At 65.4% G+C, this 26,036-nt stretch carries 22 protein-coding genes, 1 pseudogene and 1 riboswitch; of the genes and pseudogenes, 14 read left to right on the top strand and 9 right to left on the bottom strand.

The window, feature by feature from the left end; translation table 11 throughout:
• The 5 genes and pseudogenes from AB3K92_RS28660 to AB3K92_RS28640 all read right to left on the bottom strand — a co-directional run.
• Positions 1-1,041: an alpha-ketoacid dehydrogenase subunit beta gene (locus AB3K92_RS28660; protein ID WP_034195800.1), complete on the bottom strand. Its 1,041-nt coding sequence runs from the start codon at positions 1,039-1,041 to the stop codon at positions 1-3.
• Positions 1,042-1,043: 2 nt separating this feature from the next.
• On the bottom strand, positions 1,044-2,276 hold the full coding sequence (locus AB3K92_RS28655) for a 3-methyl-2-oxobutanoate dehydrogenase (2-methylpropanoyl-transferring) subunit alpha (RefSeq protein WP_042975095.1): 1,233 nt from the start codon (positions 2,274-2,276) through the stop codon (positions 1,044-1,046).
• A gap of 394 nt (positions 2,277-2,670) precedes the next feature.
• Entirely contained in the window at positions 2,671-3,297 is a 627-nt protein-coding gene (locus tag AB3K92_RS28650; protein ID WP_126360618.1) for a flavin reductase family protein, read from the bottom strand.
• Positions 3,298-4,050: 753 nt separating this feature from the next.
• Positions 4,051-6,981, bottom strand: a complete 2,931-nt coding sequence (locus tag AB3K92_RS28645) for an ATP-binding protein (protein WP_226191643.1) — start codon at positions 6,979-6,981, stop codon at positions 4,051-4,053.
• A gap of 206 nt (positions 6,982-7,187) precedes the next feature.
• Positions 7,188-7,336 (bottom strand): annotated as a pseudogene (locus tag AB3K92_RS28640) (Arm DNA-binding domain-containing protein); the annotation flags it as partial.
• Positions 7,337-8,181: 845 nt separating this feature from the next.
• On the opposite strand from AB3K92_RS28640, the gene AB3K92_RS28635 reads away from it, so the two are divergent.
• The 7 genes from AB3K92_RS28635 (at position 8,182) to AB3K92_RS28605 (ending at position 15,704) form a co-directional block, all read left to right on the top strand.
• Complete coding sequence (locus AB3K92_RS28635; protein ID WP_126360616.1) at positions 8,182-9,207, top strand: substrate-binding domain-containing protein; 1,026 nt, start codon at positions 8,182-8,184, stop codon at positions 9,205-9,207.
• Between the two features lie 85 nt (positions 9,208-9,292).
• Complete coding sequence (locus AB3K92_RS28630; RefSeq protein ID WP_369466313.1) at positions 9,293-10,321, top strand: ABC transporter substrate-binding protein; 1,029 nt, start codon at positions 9,293-9,295, stop codon at positions 10,319-10,321.
• Positions 10,322-10,337: 16 nt separating this feature from the next.
• Positions 10,338-11,162, top strand: coding sequence for an ABC transporter permease (locus AB3K92_RS28625; RefSeq protein ID WP_048024450.1), 825 nt, complete (start codon positions 10,338-10,340; stop codon positions 11,160-11,162).
• Positions 11,163-11,172: 10 nt separating this feature from the next.
• Positions 11,173-12,081 carry an ABC transporter permease gene (locus tag AB3K92_RS28620; protein ID WP_369466311.1) on the top strand — a complete coding sequence of 303 codons (909 nt, stop codon included), beginning with the start codon at positions 11,173-11,175 and terminating at the stop codon, positions 12,079-12,081.
• A 13-nt stretch (positions 12,082-12,094) separates the two neighbouring features.
• Entirely contained in the window at positions 12,095-13,126 is a 1,032-nt protein-coding gene (locus tag AB3K92_RS28615) for an ABC transporter ATP-binding protein (RefSeq protein WP_059649300.1), read from the top strand.
• Between the two features lie 87 nt (positions 13,127-13,213).
• A complete protein-coding gene (locus AB3K92_RS28610; RefSeq protein ID WP_369466308.1) occupies positions 13,214-14,038 on the top strand; it encodes a phosphodiesterase in 825 nt (274 codons plus the stop codon).
• 466 nt (positions 14,039-14,504) lie between these two features.
• Positions 14,505-15,704 carry an MFS transporter gene (locus AB3K92_RS28605; RefSeq protein WP_224052789.1) on the top strand — a complete coding sequence of 400 codons (1,200 nt, stop codon included), beginning with the start codon at positions 14,505-14,507 and terminating at the stop codon, positions 15,702-15,704.
• Between the two features lie 21 nt (positions 15,705-15,725).
• On the opposite strand, the gene AB3K92_RS28600 is transcribed toward AB3K92_RS28605, so the two are convergent.
• Positions 15,726-16,898: an EamA family transporter gene (locus AB3K92_RS28600; RefSeq protein WP_059486883.1), complete on the bottom strand. Its 1,173-nt coding sequence runs from the start codon at positions 16,896-16,898 to the stop codon at positions 15,726-15,728.
• A gap of 505 nt (positions 16,899-17,403) precedes the next feature.
• Here AB3K92_RS28600 and AB3K92_RS28595 point away from each other — a divergent pair.
• Positions 17,404-17,757 (top strand): type II toxin-antitoxin system RelE/ParE family toxin, encoded by a 354-nt coding sequence (locus AB3K92_RS28595; RefSeq protein ID WP_042976757.1) that lies wholly within the window; start codon positions 17,404-17,406, stop codon positions 17,755-17,757.
• A complete protein-coding gene (locus AB3K92_RS28590; RefSeq protein ID WP_059486657.1) occupies positions 17,754-18,035 on the top strand; it encodes a helix-turn-helix domain-containing protein in 282 nt (93 codons plus the stop codon). The genes AB3K92_RS28595 and AB3K92_RS28590 overlap by 4 nt, the downstream gene beginning before the upstream one ends.
• A gap of 40 nt (positions 18,036-18,075) precedes the next feature.
• Here AB3K92_RS28590 and AB3K92_RS28585 read toward each other — a convergent pair whose 3' ends face one another.
• From AB3K92_RS28585 to AB3K92_RS28575, 3 genes are all read right to left on the bottom strand, one after another.
• Positions 18,076-18,864, bottom strand: a complete 789-nt coding sequence (locus AB3K92_RS28585; RefSeq protein ID WP_369466306.1) for a molybdopterin-dependent oxidoreductase — start codon at positions 18,862-18,864, stop codon at positions 18,076-18,078.
• Between the two features lie 29 nt (positions 18,865-18,893).
• A complete protein-coding gene (locus AB3K92_RS28580) occupies positions 18,894-19,526 on the bottom strand; it encodes a cytochrome b/b6 domain-containing protein (RefSeq protein ID WP_027787939.1) in 633 nt (210 codons plus the stop codon).
• 92 nt (positions 19,527-19,618) lie between these two features.
• Positions 19,619-19,879 carry a pentapeptide MXKDX repeat protein gene (locus AB3K92_RS28575; protein ID WP_369466305.1) on the bottom strand — a complete coding sequence of 87 codons (261 nt, stop codon included), beginning with the start codon at positions 19,877-19,879 and terminating at the stop codon, positions 19,619-19,621.
• Between the two features lie 269 nt (positions 19,880-20,148).
• A riboswitch (TPP riboswitch) is annotated at positions 20,149-20,265 on the top strand.
• Between the two features lie 124 nt (positions 20,266-20,389).
• Between AB3K92_RS28575 and thiC the strand changes: the two genes are divergently transcribed.
• The 5 genes from thiC (at position 20,390) to AB3K92_RS28550 (ending at position 26,030) form a co-directional block, all read left to right on the top strand.
• Complete coding sequence (gene thiC, locus AB3K92_RS28570) at positions 20,390-22,321, top strand: phosphomethylpyrimidine synthase ThiC (protein ID WP_369466304.1); 1,932 nt, start codon at positions 20,390-20,392, stop codon at positions 22,319-22,321.
• Between the two features lie 249 nt (positions 22,322-22,570).
• A complete protein-coding gene (locus AB3K92_RS28565; RefSeq protein ID WP_021162063.1) occupies positions 22,571-22,783 on the top strand; it encodes a glycine zipper 2TM domain-containing protein in 213 nt (70 codons plus the stop codon).
• A gap of 196 nt (positions 22,784-22,979) precedes the next feature.
• Positions 22,980-23,219, top strand: a complete 240-nt coding sequence (locus AB3K92_RS28560; RefSeq protein ID WP_021162064.1) for a hypothetical protein — start codon at positions 22,980-22,982, stop codon at positions 23,217-23,219.
• Between the two features lie 143 nt (positions 23,220-23,362).
• Positions 23,363-24,289, top strand: coding sequence for a DMT family transporter (locus AB3K92_RS28555; RefSeq protein ID WP_021162065.1), 927 nt, complete (start codon positions 23,363-23,365; stop codon positions 24,287-24,289).
• 460 nt (positions 24,290-24,749) lie between these two features.
• Entirely contained in the window at positions 24,750-26,030 is a 1,281-nt protein-coding gene (locus tag AB3K92_RS28550; RefSeq protein WP_021162066.1) for an EAL domain-containing protein, read from the top strand.
• The last annotated feature ends 6 nt before the right edge of the window (positions 26,031-26,036 follow it).

Below are 26,036 nucleotides of genomic sequence, written 5' to 3'. Positions count from 1 at the left end.
TCACGCCTCCATCACGCGTCGCAACGCTTCACCGACCCGGGCCGGGCCCGGAAAGTACGCCCACTCCTGCGCATGCGGATAGGGCGTGTCCCAGCCCGTCGTGCGCTCGACCGGCGCCTCGAGGTGGTAGAAGCAATGTTCCTGGACCAGCGACACCAGTTCAGCCCCGTAACCGCAGGTGCGCGTCGCCTCGTGCACCACGACGCAGCGCCCGGTCTTGCGCACCGACGCGACGACCGTGTCGAGGTCGAGCGGCCACAGCGTGCGCAGGTCGATCACCTCCGCATCGATGCCCGTCTCCTCGGCCGCGGCGAGCGACACGTGCACCGTCGTGCCGTAGGTCAGCACCGTCACGTCGTTGCCGGGACGCACCACGGCGGCCGTATCGAGCGGCACCGTGTAGTAGCCCTCGGGCACCGCGCTCGACGGATGCTTGAGCCACGACGTGACGGGCCGGTCGTGATGGCCGTCGAACGGGCCGTTGTACAGCCGTTTCGGCTCGAGGAAGATCACCGGATCGTCGTTCTCGATCGACGCGATCAGCAGCCCTTTCGCGTCGTACGGATTCGACGGCATCACCGTGCGCAGCCCGCACACCTGCGTGAACATCGCCTCAGGGCTCTGGCTGTGCGTCTGGCCGCCGTAGATGCCCCCGCCGCAGGGCATGCGGATCGTCATCGGTGCGGTGAACTGGCCGGCGGAGCGATAGCGCAGCCGCGCGCCTTCAGACACGATCTGGTCGGATGCCGGGTAGAAATAATCGGCGAACTGGATCTCGCACACCGGGCGCAGCCCGTATGCGCCCATCCCCACCGCCGCGCCGACGATCCCGCTTTCGGAGATCGGCGCATCGAACACGCGCGACTTGCCGTATTTGTTCTGCAGTCCTTCGGTACAGCGGAACACGCCGCCGAAATAACCGACGTCCTGCCCGAACACGACCACGTCGCTGTCGCGCCCGAGCATCACGTCCATCGCCGAGCGCAGCGCCTGAATCATCGTCATCGGCTGCGTTGCCGTGCCTGTCTCGTGTTGCGCCATGATCATGCTCCCAGTTCCTGGCGCTGACGGCGCAGGTGCGCGGGCAGCTCCTTGTAGACGTCGTCGAACATCGAGGCCGGCGACGGAATCCGGTCGTCGGCCAGCGTGCCGAATTTTTCCGCTTCCTTCTGCGCGGCGATCACCTCGGCCTCGAGTTCGGCCGTCAACGCTTCGTGTGCGCTGTCCGACCAGATGCCCTTGACGATCAGGTGACGCTTGAAGCGTTCGACAGGGTCGCCGAGCGGGAAATGGGACCAGTCGTCGCTCGGCCGGTACTTGGTCGGATCGTCCGACGTCGAATGCGCGCCCGCACGATAGGTCACCCACTCGATCAGCGTCGGGCCGAGGTTGCGGCGCGCACGTTCGGCCGCCCAGCTCGACGCCGCGTAGATCGCGAGGAAGTCGTTGCCGTCGACGCGCAGCGACGCGATCCCGCAGCCGACGCCGCGCCCCGCGAACGTCGTGCCCTCACCGCCCGCGATCGCCTGGAACGTCGAGATCGCCCACTGGTTGTTGACGACGTTCAGCACGACCGGCGCGCGGTACACGTGCGCGAACGTGAGCGCGGTGTGGAAGTCGGATTCGGCCGTCGCGCCGTCGCCGATCCACGCGGACGCGATCTTCGTGTCGCCCTTGATCGCCGACGCCATCGCCCAGCCGACCGCCTGGATGAACTGCGTCGCAAGGTTGCCGGAAATGGAGAAGAAGCCCGCGTCGCGATCCGAGTACATCACGGGGAGCTGGCGGCCCTTGAGCGGGTCGCCTTCGTTCGACATCAGCTGGCAGATCATGCGCTCGAGCGGCACGTCGCGTGCGATCAGGATGCTCTGCTGGCGGTAGGTCGGGAAGCACATGTCGCCGTCGCGCAGCGCCATCGCATGCGCGGTGCCGATCGCCTCTTCGCCGAGGCTCAGCATGTAGAAGGAGATTTTTTTCTGGCGCTGCGCGATCATCATGCGCGCGTCGAAAATGCGGGTCTTGAGCATCGCGCGCAGGCCGGCAATCAGCCGCGCATCGTCGAGATCCGGTGCCCACGGGCCGACGGCCTTGCCGTTGTCGTCGAGCACGCGCACGAGGCTGCGGGCGAGATCGGCGGTGTCCGCCGCGGCTACGTCGATCGGCGGGCGGCGGACTGCGCCGGCCGGCGATAGATGCAGGTAGGAAAAATCCGTCTTGCAGCCCGGGCGCCCGGTGGGCTCCGGCACATGCAGACGCAATGGCTCTGACAGGCTCATCGTGTCGTCTCCACGCTCGATTGTGTCTCACGCTGTTTGGGAACGCGCGGGCCGGTTGCCGGCCTGCGCGCGAGCTGACGCGCGGATAAGCACGTCAACCTTGGAAATCTATGCCTGGCAGCGGCGGGCGTCGATGCCCAAGCCGCTCGTTCGTCGTGAGCAGATTTGCCATGGCGGCGGCCGGCTTCGGCGAAGGACAGGTTTGCTGCAGCGCATCGTCGCCGGGGCGGCGATGACGGCGACCGGGAATCGAGGGACGGACGGATCGGCGTCGTCCCGATCATGTGAGGGTACGAAGCAAAAGACCCCGCGAAATCCTGGATTTCAACGGGGTCTTTCGTCGGGTTCGGGTGCTTGTGCGCCCCGTTGCCGGCTTACTGCGACGCGCGCTCGATCACGCGTCGGGACGGAACAGGTCGAAGCGGCTGTCGGGTTTCACGTGCACATAAGCCGACGGGCCGCCCGCACGAAGAATGATGCCCGCACCGAACGTGTCGAAGATGCCGTCCTTCAGCAAGTCATGGCGGATATGGACCGCGACGACCTCGCCCAGCACCAGCGTGGCCGGCGTTTCGACGCCGCGATGGTCGCGCAGCCGGATCACGTCGGTCACCTTGCATTCGAAGTTCACGCCGCTTTCCGCGACGCGCGGCACGTCGACGAGGCGCGACGGCACCGCGGTCAGGCCGCCGAGTTCGAACTCGTTCACATCGTACGGCACGGCGGCACAGGTCTGGTTCATCCGCTCGGCGAGATCGCGCGTCGCGAGGTTCCACACGAACTCGCCCGTCTCCTGCACGTTGCGCACGCTGTCCTTCGCGGTGGTGCTCGAAAAGCCGATGATCGGCGGCCGATAGTTGAACGCGTTGAAGAAGCTGTACGGCGCGAGGTTCAGCGTGCCGTCGCTGCCGCGCGATGAAATCCAGCCGATCGGGCGCGGGCCGATGATCGCGTTCAACGGATCGTGCGGCAGGCCGTGGCCTTGCGACGGTTCGTAATAGTGATGGGTCGAGTCGGTCATGACGGGTGGTCCTGCGGGAGGCAAACGATGGGGAGGCTGCCGGCGGGACGCGTTCGCCGGTGGCGACGCAGGCGTCCGGTGCGACGTGCGTGCCAGTATCACATGGCGAGGTTTTCGGCGCAGTGAAGCGCATCGCGAGCCGCGCGGGCGTGCCGCTGCCGGTGCGTGGGCCAAATAAAAAACGGCGAGCGCTGGATTTCTTGCGGTTTTTTACCCCTTCATCGAACCGAATCGCATCGACGCAATCGATGGTGCGGGGATCGGACTGAAATAGTTTCGCCTACTCCTTACCAGTCCGTGATACACCCTGGTGAAATGAGCAAGCTGCCTCCAGAGTTGCCCCCATGCCCGCTTGGCCGCTTGGCCGCTTGGCCGCTTGGCCGCTTGGCCGCCTGACTTTAGATACAAAGCTCATGGTCGCAAGCCTAATTTTTTGGATGGTGAGATGGTCTACCTTACACGCAATGCAGGAAAGCCCCGCAAGCTACCTGCGCACTTTTCTACCCATATCGCTCGCCGAACGGCGAAATCGTCATGGAGAGAACACTCCCGTTAGGTCAGCGGACGCAAATCGATGAGTAGCAAAAGATTGTCGATTTACACCGCTGCATCATGAAGCCCATCGGGCCGGGGGCGTCCATGTACGGTATTCGCCGGCAGCGACCCTAAGCTACTCCGGCGTCGTCGCCGCATCAGTAAGCGGGACGGATGCTGCATATTCGATCAATGTCATCGTTCATGCAGTTGTAGGCGTCACTCAGACTTAAATGTCGCGCCACCTATGGTCGAGACCCAGAGTCTAGTTAGTAAGGGCACCTGCTCCGACAGTTGCTGCCCGTCTTGCATCGACCATATGGATATTTCCGCATTTTCACCAAAAATATCTAAAAGTTTGTCTATACGATCGAGAAAGCGATCAGCTTGTTTAATTTTTCCAGAGACAACAAGCTCAAAATTACCCCGGTGCGCTTTATTACTCAAAGATTCCAGTATCTGACGGTTAACCTTCCCTTTTTCGCTCGCTGAAAGCCATTTTTTCCGTGGCATTACGGAGATTGCCTCCTGACGATAGACTCGCGGTAGCCCTGCCGTTGACGAATACCAATAACTGGGATCGAAAAGTCCACGAAACCACGTCAGATCGTTTGCAACTCCTCCGCCTCGCTGTCGAAAGAACAGCGCATCCTCGTCTCGGAGGACACTAGAGAAGGACGAAGGTGGTGCTGCGTCTGGCGAGTCTATAAAAAACAAATTTCTAATTTCAAGCTCGGCGAGCAGGTGAACAGAATTCAACGTAATTCCCAGAGAAGTCGCGCAGATTGGTGACACGAATCCTCCATAATTAACGGCCTCTTCCTTCGTCATTTTTTTGCATAACTTCTGAAAATCCAATAGAGATGTGCAAATCCGCGCCTCCGCTGCGATTGCTTCAATGTGACGTGCGAGTATGTCGTCAGCGAGACGGTCGTCCAAACCCATCCTGTCAAAAGCTATCGCACTTCTTTGCAGGTTGATCGGGCATACTCCCGCGGGGTCAAACACCGCAATCGACGGGCGGCGCAATGCAAACCTTGGGCCGAACTCTTCTCCTTTCCCGGCAATGCCGATATGGGTATCCCGCCCATCGTAACGACCAATTTTTTGAACACGGATCCCGTTGACCGTAATTTCGGAGGGCAATAGATGATCCTCGTTCTCGCCTGATCGCGGTTCCTTTTTAAACTCATATCTCCATAATATGGCGGCATAGGGGGTGGGATCAGGGAGCGCACGCCAATCCCCCAACGGCCCGTTGGGTGACGGCACCACTTTGTCATGCGATGGAATGTATTCCGCCTTTATTCGAATTTTTTCACGGTACTCGTAACTCTTGGATATATCAAATCCATTCCAAACATATTTAACACGAGGCTCAGCTTGAGCAAACCAATCGACCGCATGCCAATTGTCGAGTTTTATCGAGTCACCAGCACCATTATTGATCACGTCGGACGACACAGTTGGACGAAGCGCGTCAAGGACGCGATGATCAGAGATCCATACCCGTATGCTTGTACCATACGGTAATACGCAGCGTCTAAGTTCAACAACAGGTTCGTCCATTCGCGCAGTAAATTCGAGCCCATCAACGTCCGCTCTATCAATATGCCGTGTTTGGACCTTAATCTCATCGCCGAGAAGAAACGCTGCGAGCGCTCCAACGCCGAACCTTCCGCCGCGAAGTACCCGCGTACGTCCGCGTTCATCCATATGCTGTCGCTTCCACACATCGCTGTTGCGAAATGAAGCTCCCGCGATAAGAAAATATTTTGTAATCGTATCTAGCGTCATACCAACGCCCCGGTCGCTCACGGTAATCCAGCCGGTTCCATCGTCCGACTCTTGGAACTCGACCAGAACGTCGATTTTGTCCGGTTTGTTCACATTTTTTAATTCCCTCTCTGAGAGGTCAGCGAGTTCTCTACACGCGTCAACGGCGTTCTGAACCAATTCGCGAATTCCGACCTTGTACGAATAGTCGTAGAGCGGACCAACCAGAAGCTTCAGCAAATCCGGGCCGGATGCGTCGAAGCCAGCTTTAATCGGAATGTACGGGACGGTTCTGGCAAATTGCTCCGTCTTGTCCAAGTTAGATCTGATACGTCGCCAACTAAGACCCAGCGCCGCGAGGTCCCCGCGCCGGCCGTAGACTTCACCAATAGTTGCCCAGGACTCATCTAGTTCGCGTTGAATATCCTTGAACAACGTAGTAAGTCTTAGATATGTCCTGACGTCCGTTGGTGCCGCGTGGACGTATAAAGCCTCCGGGTCGTCGTGTCTTACAGAAACATCACGAACGGCAAAGTGATTCCGCCACTCCTGACGAGAGACTGGACTCCTTAGCTCTTTGACGCTTAACAAACTTCTTAAAGCACGCTCACTCTGAACTTGAACATAGTCCGCTATTCGGAGCACCGCCATCAAAAATGGCGTTTTAATTCGCCGATGTTCAGGTATCAACCCATATCGATCTTCAATGTAAGAAAAAGTGGATCTAATTGACATCCCATGACTACGCGCAACCAAACCAGCCAGATCTTTGATTTCTTGATCAAGTCCAATCAACTCAAGCGGCGCGCCATTCCGATTCGGAACACCTCGCAGAGCAATTTCGTGAGCAAGTCGTGCATGGTGCCGACGTACAAATTCCCCGACTAACAGACAATCACGCTCAGAGAGGTCATCAAGACGTAATTGATCTATGCGAAGAGGTTCCGCATCACCAAAAATCGCAACGAGCTTTTCTTCACCAAATCGACTTGCCTCACCGAGAAAATCATTCCAAAGTTGCTGCCATGGTCGATCATGGAGCCCAGATATTACCGCTGGCTCTGCATTGTTTGCAATCGCACGGAATCCATCTTGCGTCAAATGCATGCCGCAGTCATGGAGCAGAATCGACATGCAAAGAACAGTAATATCTTCCGCACTTAGTAAGTCACGACTTTGGTCGGAAACCAGCGACGCGGCGGTCTCCAATACATCCCGAATATGGCGCGGGCTATGGTCTGTGAATCCGGGAAAGAACGGCATTCCGCTTTGTTCGAGCCAAGGTTCAAACAGTTCCAAATTCTTACGCACGGCTGCCTCAAGTGCAGGAACTTTCTGAAGAATATTTTCAAACAACAATGGCAATGTAATCATTTTCTTTTCACGCGTAAGAATGCGTTATTTTTCAACGACCCGATCAATATAGCATTAGTTATCAAACTTAGTCCTTCGGTCGACCTCACAGTCGTTGCTAATCTCTCGACAGGCGGGGCCGGGCGGGAATACCCGAATGGCAGTAGTGAAGGTCAGATTTGCGGCGACGAGCGGACGAGCAAGCAATAGCATGACCATCACTTGGACGGTTGGACGCTCAGCGAGATACGCTTTTCCTTTCCCGCGAAGCGGTACTTGAGCCGCCACCACTTGCCCCGCTAGGCGCGATTTCAAGATAGAGACCGCCACCGTCAAATAGACGCGCGAGCTTGTCAGAGAATTTGGCGTTTCGGATAGTCGTGGCGGTCAGCGGCGCGGGGCAACTTCAGAGCGGAGTCTGAGATAGTGAGGCAACGGCCCCCCAATGTTGCCCCAACTTGCTCCCCCGGCCGTCTATGAACGAGCCTGGAGTACCCTGGAATAAAAAAACCGCGAAGCCTTGCGCTGTCGCAGGTTTCAGCATCTCAGCAGAATTTGCTGGAACAGTTTTTGGTGCCGGGGACCGGACTCGAACCGGCAAGCCAGTTAAGGCGGCGGATTTTCGTCACACTGCTTCTTTCAAAGCCGGCGTCGCGGACGCGATGCCGTTCGTGCGCTGGACTATGCCTTCACCATCGCGCGCGGGCGTGCCTGCTGCCCGTGCGCCTTAGGCGCCCCCCGTCTAGTCTCTACACCTTCCTCGCGGATGCCGCGAGGCTTGGCTCGGCGTTGCCTCGATGCGCACATCAGGGGTTTCGCCGAATTTGAAGGGTTCTGCACCGACCGTTTCCGGCCGGGCACTCAATCGTTTAAGTCCGCTATGTTTACCAATTTCATCACCCCGGCAAGAGGGCGGACGCGATTCTACCATTGCTTGCGCATGCGTTCCCTTATTCCGCCGCGCCGCATCGCGATACCGACGCCATCGCATCACTTCCGCCCGCGCGTTCGACGCCGATACGACACCGGCGCCACACGGCCGCCGATTTCGTCCCGCGCCGCGACCTCCGCCGATACAATCGACCGCGCGTCGTCCGACGGGCCCCAACCGTCTGACGTTTGTATCGTGCTTGTCGCGAAACAAGCGTCGCGTGCGTCATCGCGAAGTCACAAACGTTTTCGATAATTCCCCGGCCGAAAACGTTTACATCGCAAGACTTCATGACCTCGACCATCAAGGACGTCGCCGCCCTCGCGGGCTTCTCGATCGCCACCGTTTCGCGTGCGATCAACGCGCCGCATACCGTCAGCCCCGCCACGCTGCAGACGATCCGCACCGCCATCGACACGCTGCAGTTCCGCCCGAGCCCGCTTGGCCGGCAACTGCGCGGCGAGCGCACGCGGCTCGTCGGCGTCGTCGTGCCGACGCTGTCGAACCCGGTGTTCGCCGACTGCCTGCAAGGCATCGACGCGCTCGCGACCGCGGCCGGTTTCAAGCTGATCCTGATGACGACCGAATACGACGCGGCGCGCGAGCGTCATGCGATCGAGACGCTGCGCGAGCAACGCGTCGAAGGGCTGATCCTCACCGTCGCCGATGCGGACACGCACCCGCTGCTCGACATGCTCGATCGCGACGGCCCGCATTACGTGCTGATGCACAACGACACGCAGCGCCGCCCGTCGGTGTCGGTCGACAACCGCCGCGCCGCCTATGACGGCGTGCAACGGCTGACCGCGCACGGCCATCGCCGCGTGCTGATGCTGGCCGGTTCGCTCGCCGCGTCGGACCGCGCGCGCCAGCGTCATCTCGGTTATGCGCAGGCGCTCGAGGAAGTCGGCGTGGCGCCGCTGCCGCCCGTCGAAGTCGACTTCAACGCGCCCGAGCTGCCCGATGCGGTGCTCGCGCACCTCACCGCGCACGCCACGCGTCCGACCGCCCTCTTCTGCAGCAACGACCTGCTCGCGATGGTCGTGATGCGCGGCCTGCGCCGTGCGGGTTTCTCGGTTCCTGACGATCTGTCGGTGCTCGGCTTCGACGGGATCGCGATCGGCGAGCTGCTCGCGCCGCCGCTCGCGAGCGTCGCGACGCCGAACCGCGACATCGGCCGCCACGCGTGGCAGCGTCTCGTCGAATGCATCGGCGGCGCGGCGATCGAGCGCACGTCGACGATCCTGCCGCACACGGTGCGCGACGGTGCGACGATTGCGCCGCCGGCCACCGACCTGCAACTGCGCAACGCGTGAGCGCCGAACGCACGCGCCGCGCGGCCACACACACACCCATCACCACACCACCCCAGCGCCACACCCACTCGCCCGGAGATTCACCGTGTCCTATCGCCTGACCTCGCTGCTGCGCGCGCTTGCCGCGCCGCTCGCCTTCGCCGCGCTCGTCGCCGGCGCGCCCGCCGCCCACGCCGACGAAACGGCGATCTGCTACAACTGCCCGCCCGAATGGGCCGACTGGGCCGCGCAGATCGCCGCGATCAAGCAGAAGACCGGCATCCGCGTGCCGTTCGACAACAAGAACTCGGGCCAGTCGATCGCGCAGCTGATCGCCGAGCAGAAGAGCCCGGTGGCCGACGTCGTCTACCTCGGCGTGTCGTCGGCGTTACAGGCGAAGGACAAGGGCGTGATCGCTCCGTACAAGCCCGCGCACTGGAACGACATCCCCGCGAACCTGAAGGACCCGCAAGGCTACTGGTTCGCGATCCACTCGGGCACGCTCGGCTTCTTCGTGAACAAGGACGCGCTCGACGGCAAGCCGGTGCCGCGCTCGTGGGCCGACCTGCTGAAGCCGGAATACAAGGGCATGGTCGGTTATCTCGACCCGTCGAGCGCGTTCGTCGGCTACGCGGGCGCGGTCGCCGTGAACCAGGCGCTCGGCGGCAGCCTCGACAACTTCAAGCCGGCGCTCGACTGGTTCAGGAAGCTGAAGGCGAACGCACCGATCGTGCCGAAGCAGACCGCGTATGCGCGCGTGCTGTCGGGTGAGATCCCGATCCTGCTCGACTACGACTTCGATGCGTATCGCGCGAAGTACAAGGACAGTGCGAACGTCGAGTTCGTGATTCCGAAGGAAGGCACGATCGCGGTGCCGTACGTGATGAGTCTCGTGAAGGGCGCACCGCACGACGCGAACGGCAGGAAGGTGCTCGACTTCGTGCTGTCCGACGAAGGCCAGAAGCTGTGGGCCAACGCGTACCTGCGCCCGGTGCGCGCACAGGCGCTCGGCGCCGACGTCGCGTCGAAGTTCCTGCCGGCGAGCGAATACGCCCGCGCGAAATCGGTCGACTTCGGCAAGATGGCGGCCGGCCAGCAGGCATTCGGCCAGCAGTACCTGCAAGTAATGCAGTAAGCGCCAGGACGCACCGATGCTCGACCTGACTTTCCCGCTGCGCTGGCGCGTCGCGCTCGTCGCGCCGGCGCTCGCGGTGTTCGCCGCCTTCTGGCTGCTGCCGATGGCGGCGCTCGTCCGGGTGTCCGCCGACGGCGCATTCCTCCCGCACTACGCGGCCCTGCTCGGCAATGCACGCTACATGAAAAGCCTCGGCGAGACCGTCGCGCTCTCCGCGGGCGTCACGCTCGCGACGCTCGCGCTGTCGACGATCTCGGGCCTCCTGCTCGCGCGCCGCGAATTCGCGGGCAAGCGCGTGCTGCTCGCGTTGCTCACGTTCCCGCTCGCGTTCCCGGGCGTCGTGGTCGGCTTCATGGTGATCATGCTCGCCGGCCGGCAGGGGCTGATCGGCATGCTGTCCGCGAAGCTCACCGGCGACAAGTGGGTGTTCGCGTACTCGGTCGCCGGGCTGTTCGTCGGCTACCTGTATTTCTCGATTCCACGCGTGATCGTCACCGTGATCGCGGCCGCGTCGAAGCTCGACGCGTCGCTCGAGGAAGCCGCGCGCTCGCTCGGCGCGTCGCCGTGGCGCATCTTCGTCGACATCGTGCTGCCGGCGCTCGCGCCGGGCCTGATCGCGGCCGGCGCGATCTGCTTCGCGACCGCAATGGGCGCGTTCGGTACCGCATTCACGCTCGCCACCGACCTGAACGTGCTGCCGATGACGATCTACACCGAGTTCACGCTGAACGCGAACATCGCGACGGCGGCCGGCCTGTCGATCGTGCTCGGCATCGTCACCTGGGCCGTGCTCGCGCTCGCGCGTCGCTTCACCGGCCACACCGCCGCCGCCGCGGCCTGAGGATTTCCGCATGCAATCGCTTTCCGGCTCTTCCGCGCCGTCGCCGTCGCCTTCGCCGGCACCTGCTCCCGCGCAAGCGAACGGTTTCGCCCGCCGCGCGCCGCGCGTCACCGGCGCGCGCATGATCGCCGCGCTGCAATGGGGCGTCACGCTGCTGCTGTGCGCGTTCCTGATCGTGCCCGTCGTGATGTCGGTGCTCGCGGGCCTCACCGTCAACTACTTTCGCGGCCTGTCGAGCGGCCTCACGCTGCGCTGGCTGGAACAAGTGTGGCAGCAGTATCACGGCTCGGTCGCGCTGTCGCTCTACGTCGCGTTCGCGACGCTCGCGATCGTGCTCGTCGTCGGCGTGCCGGCCGGTTATGCGCTCGCGCGCAGCAGGCACCGCGTCGCACGCGCGATCGAGGAGGCACTGGTGCTGCCCGTCGCGCTGCCCGGCCTCGCGTCGGCGCTCGCGCTGCTGGTCGTCTACGGCGGCTTCACCGCGTTCCGGATGAGCCTGTGGTTCATCGTCGCCGGCCACGTCGTGTTCACGCTGCCGTTCATGGTGCGCGCGGTGGCAGCCGTCGCGGCCGGTGCCGACCTGCGCACGCTCGAGGAAGGTGCGGCCAGCCTCGGCGCATCCTTCGTCACGCGCTTCGTCACGATCGTGCTGCCGAACCTGCGCCCCGGCATCGTTGCGGGCGCGCTCGCGGTGCTCACGCTGTCGATCGGCGAATTCAACCTCACGTGGATGCTGCACACGCCCGACACCAAGACGCTGCCGGTCGGGCTCGCCGATACCTATGCGTCGCTGCGCCTCGAAGTCGGCAGCGCGTACACGATCCTGTTCCTGCTGATGACGCTGCCGCTGCTCGTCGCGATGCAGTGGCTCGGCGTCGATCCATCCGGCACGCGTGCGCTCAAGAAGCGCCCGCGCTGAATTTCTCGCAGACATGAAACTCGATTCCACTCCCATCACCCTGACCCGCTGTGCGAAGACGTTCCGCGGCACGCGCGTGCTCGAACCGCTCGACCTGTCGATCGGCGCGGGCGAAACGCTCGTGCTGCTCGGGCCGTCGGGCTGCGGCAAGACGACCACGCTGCGCCTGATCGCGGGCCTCGACACGCCGGATGCCGGCGGCACGATCGCCTTCGGCCATGACGACGTCACCGCGTTGCCGATCGAGCGCCGGCAGGTCGGCATGGTGTTCCAGAACTACGCGCTGTTTCCGAACCTGACGGTGCGCGGCAACGTCGGCTACGGGCTGAAGATCCGCAAGACCGAGCCGCGCGCGCTGCGCGCGCGCGTCGACGAGCTGCTCGCGATGATGCGGCTCGACGCGCATGCGGACAAGCCGGTCGACCAGCTGTCGGGCGGCCAGCGCCAGCGCGTCGCGCTGGCCCGCGCGCTGGCGGTGCGACCGCGCGTGCTGCTGCTCGACGAGCCGCTGACCGCGCTCGACGCGAAGCTGCGCGACGTGCTGCGTCGCGAGATGAATGCGCTGCTGCGCGAGCTCGGCGTGACGACGGTCTACGTGACGCACGACCAGGCCGAAGCGATGGAGCTCGGCGACCGGATCGTCGTGATGGGCGCGGGCCGCATCGAGCAGATCGGCACGCCGCGCGACATCTACTACCACCCGGCGAACCGCACGGTCGCGCAGTTCATCGGCACGCTGAACCGGCTCGCCGGGCAGTGGCGCGACGGCACGCTGGTGACCACAGGCGGCGCGATCACCACGCCGCACGCCGCCGACGAGTGGTTCTTCCGCCCCGAGGATGCGCAGCTCGCCGATCCCGCGCATGCGCCGCTGCGCGGCGCGGTCAGCGCGTGCGCGTTCCTCGGCGAACGCACGCGGCTCACGATCGAGCATGCGGCCCCCGATGCGCTCGTGATCGACGTGCCGGGCCGCATCGCGCTCGCACGCGGTACGGCGGTCGGCCTTGCGATCGCACCGGAAGGCCTGATCGCGCTCGGCGCGTAATCGGTCGTTCGGGCATCATTCATGCAGCCCCCTACCGCGGCGCGCGACGCCGCCGCGACAACAACCAGACGATTCCGAGGAACGACGATGCTGCTTGCTCAAATCAGCGATCTCCACATCAAGCGTCCGGACCAGCTCGCGTACCGGCGCGTCGACACGGCGGCCGCGCTCGCGCGCTGCATCGACAGACTGAACGCGCTCGTGCCGCGCCCCGACGCCGTGCTCGTCACCGGCGACCTCACCGACTTCGGCCACGATGAAGAGTACGGCAACCTGCGCGGGCTGCTCGCGGCGCTCGAGATTCCGTACTACCTGATGATCGGCAATCACGACGACCGCGCCGGGCTGCGCCGCGCGTTTGCCGATCGCGCCGAGCTGCAGGATGGCGAATTCGTGCAGTACGCGCTCGACGTCGGCGCGGTGCGCGTGCTCGCGCTCGATTCGCAGGTGCCCGGCGCAAGCCACGGCGACCTGTGCGACGCACGGCTCGCGTGGCTCGCCGCGCAGCTCGACGCCGCGCGCGACCGGCCCGTGATCGTCGCGCTGCATCATCCACCGTTCGCGGCGGGAATCGGCCACATGGACAAGCTGCGCCTCGCGCCCGCCGCCACCGCGAAACTCGACGCGTTGCTGCGCGCTCATCCGAACGTCGAGCGCGTGCTGTGCGGCCACGTGCATCGCACGATGTTCACGCGCTTCGGCGGCACGCTCGCGGCCGCGGTGCCGTCGCCCGCGCATCAGGTCGCCTTCGACCTGCGAACCGACGCGCCGTCCGCATTCCGGCTCGAGCCGCCGGCGTTCGCGGTTCACCGTCATGCACCCGATACGGGGATGACGTCGCATCACGTGTATGTCGATGAAGGCGCCGGGCCTTATCCGTTCTACGAGCCGACGGGCGAGCTGGTCGATTGACGGAGTGAAGCGCGCGCGGTGACGAGGTGGCGGACGGCCGGTTTGCCGGTTTGCCGGTTTGCCGGTTTGCCGGTTTGCCGGTTTGCCGGTTTGCCGGTTTGCCGACCTGCCGACCTGCCGATCTGCCGATCTGCCGATTTGCCGATTTGCCGATTTGCCGATTTGCCGATTTGCCGATTTGCCGATTTGCCGATTTGCCGATTTGCCGATTTGCCGATTTGCCGATTTGCCGACTCTGCCGACTCTGCCGACTCTGCCGACTCTGCCGACTCTGCCGACTCTGCCGACTCTGCCGACTCTGCCGACTCTGCCGACTCTGCCGGCTTCGCCGGTCCGCCGCCCCGCCGCGCGCCCGGCAGGATTCACGCCGCTCCGGTATGATCGGCAGCCTTGACCGGCGCCCCGCGCGCCCGCGCACCCGACGCGTGCGCCGCGCGCCGCGCCGCCCCACTCCGTCCGCGCAGCCATGTCCACCGCCTCCACCGACCATCCGACCGACGCCGCCTCGCCCCACTATTCGCGCAGCCTGCTGTTGCTGCTCGCGACGATCGCGGGCGTATCCGTCGCGAACATCTATTACAACCAGCCGCTGCTCGACAGCTTCCGCGCCGCGTTTCCCGACGGCGCCTCGTGGATCGGCGCGGTGCCGACCGCGACGCAGCTCGGCTATGCGGCCGGCATGTTCCTGCTCGCGCCGCTCGGCGACCGCTTCGACCGCCGCCGGCTGATCCTGATGCAGATCGCCGGCCTGTCGGTCGCGCTGATCGTCGCGGCCGCCGCGCCGTCGCTGGCCGTGCTCGCCGTCGCGAGCCTCGCGATCGGCGTACTCGCGACGATCGCGCAGCAGGCCGTGCCGTTCGCCGCCGAGATCGCGCCGCCGGCCGAACGCGGGCACGCGGTCGGCACCGTGATGAGCGGCCTGCTGCTCGGCATCCTGCTCGCGCGCACCGCCGCCGGTTTCGTCGCCGAATATTTCGGCTGGCGCGCGGTGTTCGCCGCGTCGGTCGCGGCGCTCGTCGCGCTCGCCGCCGTGATCGTGCTGCGGCTGCCGCGCAGCTCGCCGACTTCGACGCTGTCATACGGCAAGCTGCTCGGCTCGATGTGGCATCTGGCGGTCGAACTGCGCGGGCTGCGCGAGGCGTCTTTGACGGGCGCCGCGCTGTTCGCGGCATTCAGCGCGTTCTGGCCCGTGCTCACGCTGCTGCTCGCCGGCGCGCCGTTCCATCTCGGCCCGCAGGCGGCCGGCCTGTTCGGGATCGTCGGGGCGGCGGGCGCCCTCGCGGCGCCCTACGCGGGCCGCTTCGCGGACAAGCGCGGCCCGCGCGCGATCATCTCGCTCGCGATCGCGCTGCTCGCGCTGTCGTTCGTGATCTTCGCGCTGTCGGGCTCGAGCCTCGTCGGGCTCGTGATCGGCGTGATCGTGCTGGACGTCGGCGTACAGGCCGCGCAGATCTCGAACCAGTCGCGCATCTATGCGCTGAAGCCCGAGGCGCGCAGCCGCGTGAACACGGTGTACATGGTGTGCTATTTCATCGGCGGCGCGCTCGGCTCGTCGGCCGGTGTGGCCGCGTGGCACGCGTTCGGCTGGATCGGCTTGTGCGCGACCGGGCTGGCGTTCACCGCGCTGGCGGGCTGGTTCCACCATCGCGGCGGCCAGCGCGACTAAGCGCGACCGGCCACGGCAGCGTCACGCGTCGCTGCGGGGCGCTGCCGGCTCGGCGGCGGGCGGCGGCGCGAACGCCGGCGCCGGATCCACGACCCCGGCGGGGTCCATCACGGCAGCCGGGGTCGGCACGGCCAGCGGAACGGCGGAAGGCGCCAGGATCGGTGCCGCATCCGGCACCGCGATCTGCTCGGGCGCGGACGAAGCCTCCGCCGCCGACGTGGCTGCCGCGGCCGCCGAACCGGCGGCTGCCGCGCGCGCCGCGGGCCGGCGCGCCGGATCGAACACGAACGACAGCCCGACGCTGCCGAGGATCGCGACGGTCGCGACCACGGTCGCCATCGTCACCGGCTCGCCCAGCAGCAGCGCACCGAGCGCGACCGCGACGATCGGGTTCACGTACATGCAGCTGCTCGCGATGATCGGGCTCGTGTGGCGGATCAGGTAGCCGTACGCAACGTACGCGGCCATCGTGCAGAACACCATCAGGTACAGGAACGCGAACACCGGCCCCACCATCACGTGCTCGATGCGCTCGCCGATCAGCCAGGCGACGAGCGTCGAGATCATGCCGCCCAGGCCGATCTGCAGCGACGTGGACAGGAACAGGTCGGACGGAAGCTTGAGCCGCGTCGCGAGATGCGCGCCGCCGGCCCAGAACAGTGCGCCGGCCAGCACGCAGATCGTGCCGAGCGCCGAATTCTGCGCGGCCGCGCCGCCCGAATTCAGCACGACGATGCCGACCATCCCGAGCGCGACGGCCGCCCACTCGCCTTTCGTGACCGGCCGGCCGGCCACCGCCGCGATCACGGTCGCGAACAGCGGCACCGTGGCCACCATCACCGCGGCCGAGCCGCTGCTGACCGAACTGATCCCGAGCGCGATCGTGCCGGACGACAGCGCGACGAGCATCGTGCCGACGATCCCCGCATTGCGGATTTCGAGCAGCGTCGGCCATTCGGGCTTGCGCCGCAGCGCGAAGATGAACAGGCCGATCCCGCCGAGCAGGTTGCGCAGCCCCGACAGCAGCAGCGGCGGGAACGACTGCAGCGCGAAATGCAGGCCGCTGTAAGTCGAACCCCAGACGAAATAGATGAACACGAGCGCCAGCGCGACGCGGCCGCCGCGGCTTTGCGGCAGGCGGATCCGGAACGAGAAGCGGGCGAGGAAATCGAGGAGACGGTCGAGCGGCGTCATCGCGCAGCCTGCCCGCACGTCGCGCCGCGTGCTCCGCTGAAAGACGCCGGCGATGCCGGCAAACGGCCCTGGCGGGACCGGGAAGGCAGAGCGAACGTGCGGAACGACATGGCAGTGCGAACGGCGACGAAAGAGAACCGGCAGGCGGCGGCAGAGGGACAAAAAAAATGCGCGCAACCGCTTCGGCTGCGCACGCTCGGCATTATGGCATCAAGGATTCGAAAGCATCGTCGGACCTGTCTGAAAGGATCGCGAATGATGTTTCCGCGCGACATTTTACGGCCGGCGGGCGGGTGAAATCGGGGGCCGGATACGCCGCGCGCATGCGCTGCCGGTGCCGGCTCGCCCCCACTGCCGACGGCAATCCGCCGCGCGCGAGCCAGGCATCGGCCGAACGGCCAGTCCTGCACACCGGCCACGGCTTCCCCCTTATCGTGACGGTCGACTCACGCGCCGCGTGCCCTGCGCGACCTTCGTTCAAAACCCGCCACACCCATACAAAATTTTGTATAATTCGACCATTCTTCCGCCGAAGCCGGTTGTTTTCGTCGGCAGCGCCCTCGCCGATCTTCGCGGTTTTCCGCTGCCCGCGCGACGCGAAGCCGGCCACCAGATCGACCAGGTGCAACGCGGCCTGGCGCCGGACGACTGGAAGCCGATGCGCACCGTCGGCGTCGGTGTGCGGGAAATTCGCCTGCGCGAAACGAGCGGTGCATTCCGGATCATTTACGTCGCGACCTTCGCCGACGCCGTCTACGTGCTTCACTGCTTCAGGAAGCAATCGGCGCGCACGACCAGGGCCGATATCGATCTGGCCGCCCGGCGCTATCGCGCGCTGATGATGGAGAGGAAACGATGACCAACGAACGTTACGCAAGCGTCTGGGACGCAATCGAGGGCCAGCCGGCCGAAGCCGAGAACATGAAGCTGCGCTCCGAACTGATGATCGCACTCAAGCAGCGCATCGCGCAGCTCGAGCTCAGCCAGGCTCAGGCCGCGAAACAGCTGGGTGTCACGCAGCCGCGCGTCTCCGACCTGCTGCGCGGCAAGATCAACCTGTTCGGGCTCGACGCGCTCGTCAACATGGCGGCGGCTGTCGGCCTGCGCGTCGACCTCCAGGTGCGTGAATCCGCGTGATGCGTCGCGGCACGCGCCGCCACCGCATGCCACGCACCGCTCACGATCCGCCGAACCAGTTGTACCCCTGATCGACCCAATAGCCGCCCGGATACGTATCGGTCACGAAGATTTCCATGATGTGCTTCGGGTTCTTGTAGCCCAGCTTGGTCGGCATCCGCAGCTTCATCGGGAAGCCGAATTCCGGCGGCAGCCGGCGGCCGTCGTAGTCGAACGCGAGCAGCGTCTGCGGATGCAGCGCGGTCGGCATGTCGATGCTCTCGTAGTAATCGTCCGCGCACTTGAAGCCCACGTACTTCGCCCGCGTATCGGCGCCGGCCCGTGCGAGAAACGCGCCGAACGGCGTGCCGCCCCAGCGGCCGATCGCGCTCCACCCTTCCACGCAGATATGTCGCGTGATCTGCTCCGCGTGCGGCAGCGCATACAGTTCGTCGAGCGTCCACACGCGCTTGCCCGTCACGCGGCCGGACAGCACGAGCCGGTACGTCGACGCATCGACGTGCGGCACGTCGTCGATCCCGTAGTACGCGTTGAACGGGAACGGTCGCGTGATGTCGGCTTCGGTGTAGGTCGGTGCGAGCCGTTCGCCGCTGAACAGCCACGCCTGCACGCGGTCGTTCATGCGCGACACCGTCTCGAGGAACGTGTTGACCGACGCGTCGTCCTTCAACGTGCAGCCGGTCAGCATCGTCAGGCCGCCGAGCGTCAGGATGCGCCGGTTGAAGAGGCGCCGCGACGGCATCTCGAGCTCGCGGCGCACGTCGAGCTCGAGCGACTTCCGGTCGAGCGGCCAGCGCGAACCGTCGCGCTTGTATTCGGATTCCGACATGATGATTTCCTTCGCCCGCGGCTCGCGGGTCAGCGACCGCGCAGCATCGCGAGCAGCGAGCGCGGCACCAGCAGCGCCATCGCGACGTGAACGACAACGAATGCGACGAGCAGCGACATCGCCCAGAAGTGCACGACACGCGCGTTGTCGTAGCCGCCGAACAATTCGCGCAGCAGCGGGAATTGCACGGATTTCCAGATCGTGAGGCCCGACAGCACCAGCACGACGAGATCGACGATCGCGGTCAGGTAAGCGGCACGCTGCACCGCGTTGTAGACGCTCAGGTCGTCGTGCGACAGCCGTCCGCCCAGCGCGGCACGCACGTCGCGCCATATCGACGCCGGCGTGACCGGCAGCATCTTGCGTGCGAGGCGCCCCGTCGCGATCGACATCGCGAGGTAGAACAGCCCGTTGCCGACCAGCAGCCACATTGCCGCGAAATGCCATTGCAGCGCGCCGCCGAGCCAGCCGCCCAGCGTGATGCCGTGCGGAAACACGAACGGCGGATAGATCGGCGACGCATCGTAGATGCGCCAGCCGGACAGCACCATCAGGATCGCCGCGAGCGCATTGAGCCAGTGGCTCGCGCGCACCCACAGCGGATGAATCGGGCGCGCGGGCGGCGTGGCGGTCGCGCGGCCGGTAGCGGGAACGGTTTGCATGATGAAGACTCCGGGAATGAGTCGACGAGACAGGATGCGGTGCGGGCGGCCGCCGTGCGACGCACGCGCCGGCCGCGCCGCGTCCGCTTCCGTCAGTTCGACGGCGCCATCTTGTCGCCCGACGGCTTGCCCATCTCGTCGTGCGACATCGCGTCCTTCTTCATCGCATGCTTTTTCATGCCGTCCTTCTTCATCGCGTCATGGCCCATTGCATCCTTGGCCATCGCGTCGTGGCCCATCGCGTCCTTCGACATCGACGAACCCGGCTGCGACATCGCGTCGTTCTGCGCATACGCGCCCGTGGCGATCGTGGCGATAGCGGCGACGCAAGCGGCGATCAGTACTTTTTTCATGACATCTCTCCAAAACATGGGTTTAAGGAGCCGAATAGACGGACGACGTCGCGGGAAATGACAGCCGCTGCGAAAAAATTTTTTGAGGTTGCGCGAAAGCGCGCCATGTTGCACCGCTTCACCCCGGCCGGCCAAGCCGTGGGGCCATGCAGCGGCGACGCGCGCTGCCATCTCGACGGGCCATCGCACCGCCCGCCATGCTGCGGCCGCACCGGGGCAGCCGATCCTCTCCCGGTTGAAACCGCCGCGAAGCCAGTGTATCGTGTGCGCTGCTAACGCGGGGGTCCTGCAATGCGCGCGGTCAAACAACCGGCATTGCGGGTGAGAAATACCCTTTGAACCTGATCTGGATAATGCCAGCGCAGGGAAGCGTACGGATTTCGCCGCCATCCTTCTGACGAAATCCGCCGCCTCACCAAGCCTCGTCTCCTGCTTAGCTCGAGCCCCACATTCGTCAAGGGCTCCGGGCAAGCGCCGAAGCGCCTGTCCGGCGCTCATACAGGAGATTGCATGAACGCCAATCCGAAGTTTCTGTCCGCCGACGCACACGTCGACGCCGCCGCTATCGCCCCGCTGCCCAATTCGCGCAAGGTTTATGTAACCGGCTCGCAGCCCGACATCCGCGTGCCGATGCGTGAAATCACGCAGGCCGATACGCCGACCGGCTTCGGCGGCGAAAAGAACCCGCCGATCTACGTGTACGACACGTCGGGCCCCTATACCGATCCGGACGCGAAGATCGACATCCGCGCGGGCCTGGCCGCGCTGCGCCAGGGCTGGATCGAGGCACGCGGCGACACCGAAGTGCTCGGCGGCCTGTCGAGCCAGTACGGCCTCGAGCGCGCGGCCGACCCGGCCACCGCCGACCTGCGGTTCCCGGGCCTGCACCGCAACCCGCGCCGCGCACAGGCCGGCAAGAACGTCACGCAGATGCACTACGCGCGCCAGGGCATCATCACGCCGGAAATGGAATACATCGCGATCCGCGAGAATCAGCGCCGCGCCGAGTACCTCGAGAGCCTGAAGGCGAGCGGCCCGAACGGCGCGAAGCTCGCCGCGATGATGGGCCGCCAGCACCCGGGCCAGGCGTTCGGCGCAGCGGCCTTCGGCGCGAACGCGCCGGCCGAGATCACGCCGGAATTCGTGCGCTCGGAAGTGGCATGCGGCCGCGCGATCATCCCCGCGAACATCAACCACCCGGAATCCGAGCCGATGATCATCGGCCGCAACTTCCTCGTGAAGATCAACGCGAACATCGGCAACTCGGCCGTCACGTCGTCGATCGGCGAGGAAGTCGACAAGATGACGTGGGCGATCCGCTGGGGCGGCGACACGGTGATGGACCTGTCGACCGGCAAGCACATCCATGAAACGCGCGAGTGGATCATCCGCAACAGCCCGGTGCCGATCGGCACGGTGCCGATCTACCAGGCGCTGGAAAAGGTCAACGGCAAGGCCGAGGACCTGACCTGGGAAATCTTCCGCGACACGCTGATCGAGCAGGCCGAACAAGGCGTCGACTACTTCACGATCCACGCGGGCGTGCGCCTGCAGTACGTGCCGCTCACCGCGAACCGGATGACGGGCATCGTGTCGCGCGGCGGCTCGATCATGGCGAAGTGGTGCCTCGCGCATCACAAGGAAAGCTTCCTGTACGAACACTTCGAAGAGATCTGCGAGATCATGAAGGCGTACGACGTGAGCTTCTCGCTCGGCGACGGCCTGCGCCCGGGCTCGATCTACGACGCGAACGACGAAGCGCAGCTCGGCGAGCTGAAGACGCTCGGCGAACTCACGCAGATCGCGTGGAAGCACGACGTGCAGGTGATGATCGAAGGCCCCGGCCACGTGCCGATGCAATTGATCAAGGAAAACATGGATCTCCAGCTCGACTGGTGCAAGGAAGCGCCGTTCTACACGCTCGGGCCGCTGACCACCGACATCGCGCCGGGCTACGACCACATCACGTCCGGCATCGGCGCCGCGATGATCGGCTGGTTCGGCACCGCGATGCTGTGCTACGTGACGCCGAAGGAACACCTCGGCCTGCCGAACAAGGACGACGTGAAGGAAGGCATCATCACATACAAGCTCGCCGCTCACGCCGCCGACCTGGCGAAGGGCCACCCGGGTGCGCAGGTGCGCGACAACGCGCTGTCGAAGGCGCGCTTCGAGTTCCGTTGGGAAGACCAGTTCAACATCGGTCTCGATCCGGACAAGGCGCGCGAATTCCACGACGAAACGCTGCCGAAGGATTCGGCGAAGGTCGCGCACTTCTGCTCGATGTGCGGCCCGCACTTCTGCTCGATGAAGATCACGCAGGACGTGCGCGAGTTCGCGGCGCAGCAGGGTGTGTCGGAAACCGAAGCGCTGAAGAAGGGGATGGAAGTCAAGGCAGTCGAGTTCGTCAAGACCGGCGCCGAGATCTATCACCGTCAATAAGCACGCGCGGCGGTCCGCCCGGACCGCTGCGTCTCGCGCTCAGGCGCTGCGCAAGCCCGCTTTCGAGCGGGCTTTTTTGCGCGTGTGCACACCGCGTGCCTGCCCGCGCGAGGGAAACAAATGATTACGAAACCGCCCGAGCCTTAACAAGTCCTTACAGCTGCGCCACGGGACGGCGCGTAGATTGGGGTCATGCGCGGTCGCCAGCCGGTCGCGCGACCTCCGTTCACTACCACAAGGACAACGATCATGAATTCGATTCGGCGTTTTGGGGTATGCGCTCTGCTCGTCGCGACGGTGGCCAGCCTGTCGGCCTGCGATTCGATGTCACGACGCCAGCGCGATACGGCAATCGGTGCGGGTGTCGGCGGCGTCGCCGGCGCGGCGATCGGCGGCAGCGCGCTGTCGACGCTCGGCGGCGCAGCGGCCGGCGGCATCATCGGCAACCAGGTCGGCAAGTAAAAGAGGCGGCGCAGCGCGCCGCGACAGTCGGCCAGACGGCGTTTTCGCGGTGCGGAAGCGTCGTTTTCGCATGCGGCGCCGCAACGTGGCCGGCAGCCCGTGCGGAAATGATCCGTTACCGTTTTGCACACCGTGTCATCGGCGCGCGGCCTAAGCTTAAGCATCTGCCGATTGCCGGCTCCGCCGGAGAGACATCATGAACAGGACCCTCGTCGCCGCGGCGCTCGCCTGCGTGACGCTCGCCGGCTGCTACTACCCGTACGGCTATTATCCCGGCGGCTATTACACGGCTGCACCGGCCCCGGTCTATGTCGATCCGGGCCCCGCCTATTACTATCCGGCACCCGCCTATGCGCCCGCATGGGGCGGCTATTGGGGACCGGCGGTATCGCTCAATTTCGGCTTCGGCGGACGCGGCGGCTGGCGCCATCACTGACCGGGCTCGACCGCCGGCACGCGGCTATCCCGTGCCGGCAACCGGCGACATTCCCGTTTCTTGTCATTTCATCGAAACGTGAAACGACGGGCTGGTAACGGGGTGTAAGATTCTCCGCATCCTTTCCCCGCCCCTCACACTCGATGTCGCCCAAGAACGCCCTTCTGCTGACCGTGCTCGCCGCCCTGTGGGGCGCGTCGTTCCTGTTTATCCGGATCGGCGTCGTCGATCTCGGCGTGGCGCCGCTGATGGCGTTGCGGGTCGGTATCGGCGCGCTGTTTCTCGCGGGCTTCGCGCTGACGCGCTTCAAACCCGCCGACCTCGGCACCCGGCTGCGCCGTCACGCGTGGCCGTTGTTCGTCGTCGGCGCACTGAACTCGGGCATCCCGTTCTGCCTGTTCGCGTTCGCCGAGCTGACGCTGTCGGCCGGCGTGACGTCGGTGATCAACGCGACGACGCCGCTCTGGGGCGCGCTCGTGGCCTACCTGTGGCTGAAGGACAAGCTGTCGCTGCCGCGTGCGCTCGGCCTCGTGATCGGGTTCGCCGGCGTGCTCACGCTCGTGTGGAACCAGATCGCGAATGCGCATGGCGAAACGGGCGCCGCGGCGACCGCGCTCGCCGCCGTCGCGGCGCTCGGTGCGACGCTGCTGTACGGTATCGCGGCCAATTACACGAAGCGCAAGCTGACCGGCGTCGATCCGCTCGTCAACGCGACCGGCAGCATGATCGGCTCGACCGTCCTGCTGCTGCCGTTCGCGATCGCCACCTGGCCGGCCGCGCCGGTCAGCGCGCACGCGTGGGGCTCGGTGCTCGCGCTCGGCGTCGCCTGCACGGGCATCGCGTATTTCATCTTCTTCTACCTGATCGCGCATGTCGGACCCGCCCGCGCCATCACCGTGACGTTCGTGATTCCGGTGTTCGGCCTGCTGTGGGGCGCGCTGTTCCTCGGCGAACACGTGTCGGCCGTGATGATCGAAGGCTGCGCGATCGTGCTCGTCGGCACCGCGCTCGCGACCGGCGTGATCAAGCGGATTCCCGGGATCCGGCCGCGCAGCGGCGAAGCGACCTGACGATTCATTCGGGTGCACGTATCGCCATCGGTCGGGCCGTGACGCGCTCCGACCGGGTGCCGGCCGTTCTCCGCGTCGCCGTGGAGGGTGCCGCAGCACCGCCGGCATTCGTCTGACGGCGCCATGCGCTCGCGGCCCTGCCGGCCGCCGGGATTTCCCGCGTCGCCTCATCGCGCTCACCATGCTCGCCAAACCGCCGGGTCGTCATGTGCGGCTGCGCCCTTCGCGTCGCGGCGGTGATGCGCGGCACGCATGCGCGCCGCGCCGGCCGCAGCCGCATACCCGCGTGCGTCTGGAGTTTCCCTGATACGCGAGCGGCCCCGTTCCCGTTACACTCCGAACACTTACCCGCAGAAGGCGGCCTCGATGTCTCACGTCCTTTCGCGTCCGCCGGCGCGTGCGACCGCTTCAGCGCGGCGGCGCGCTACCGCCCCGCCGCTCGCCCCCGGGCTCCGTTGACATGAAGCCCGCCCGCGACCTCTCGCTCGACTCCCTGCTCGACCGTCTCACGCCGACGCCTGGCGGCTGGGTCGCCACCTATCGCACCACGACGCTGCGCAGCGTGTTCCAGCCCGTGCTGTCGATCACGCACAAGCGGGTCGTCGGTTACGAGGCGCTGCTGCGTGTCGTCGACGCGAACGGCGCACTGATCTCGCCCGCCGCGCTGTTCGACAAGACGCGCGCCGACGCCGACGCGCTGCTGCTCGACCGGCTCGCGCGCTGCCTGCATACGGCCAACTTCGTCGCGCAGGGCATCGGCGACGGCTGGCTGTTCCTGAACGTCACGCCGCGCGTGCTCGACTCGGGCCTCGTGCAGCGCGAATTCGTCGAGGCGCTGTGCCGGCATTTCGCGCTGCCGCCGAACCGCATCGTGCTGGAGGTCGTCGAACAGCCGTCGCGCGACGAAGCCGCGCTCGCCCGCACGATCGACATGATCCAGCATCGCGACTTTCTGATCGCGATCGACGATTTCGGCACCGGATTCTCGAACTTCGACCGCGTGTGGCGCGCGCGCCCGGACATCGTCAAGCTCGATCGCTCGCTCGTCGAACGCGCGACCGGTTCGGCCGACGATCGCCGCATCATGCATCACCTGGTGTCGATGCTGCACCAGGCCGGCGCGATGGTGCTCGCCGAGGGCGTCGAAAACGACGATTCGCTGCAGGCACTGATGGAAGCCGACATCGATTTCGTGCAGGGTTTCCAGTTCGGCCAGCCCGACGCATCGATCGCCCACGCCAGCGCGGCAGCACCCGCGATGCTCGACGCCGCGTGGCAGCGCTTCATCGCCCGCCGGCACACGCCGGTCGTCGCCGAGCAGCCGGGCTTCGATGCGATCGAGCGGCTCGTGCTGACCGGCGCGGCCGCGTTTTCCGCGAGCGGCAACCTGCAGGACGCCGCGCAACGCGTGTTCACGGTGCCGGCCGCCCGCCGCGTGTTCGTCACCGACGAAACCGGCGAGCAGTTCCTGCCGTCGATCGGCGCGCCCGCCGACGACGGCCAGGCCGGCGTCACCCGCCTCGCACCGCTCTTTCCGGAGACCCACAGCAACTGGTCGCGGCGCCCGTATTTCCAGCGCGCGATCGCCGCGCCCGGACGCGTCGCGCTGATGGGCCCGCACTTCTCGCTGACGGAAGGCCGCGACTGCTATACGGCCGCCGTCGCGATCCGCGCGCAGAGCCGGCTCGTCGTGTTCTGCGTCGACTTCGTACTCGACAGCGCCGGCACCGTGATGCGGTAACCGGCG

The sequence above is a fragment of the Burkholderia sp. Bmkn7 genome (assembly GCF_041103175.1).
GTDB classification, from domain to species: Bacteria; Pseudomonadota; Gammaproteobacteria; order Burkholderiales; family Burkholderiaceae; genus Burkholderia; species Burkholderia cepacia.
Note: the sequence above shows the minus strand (reverse complement) of the source record. Positions and strands in the feature narration are given on the sequence as shown.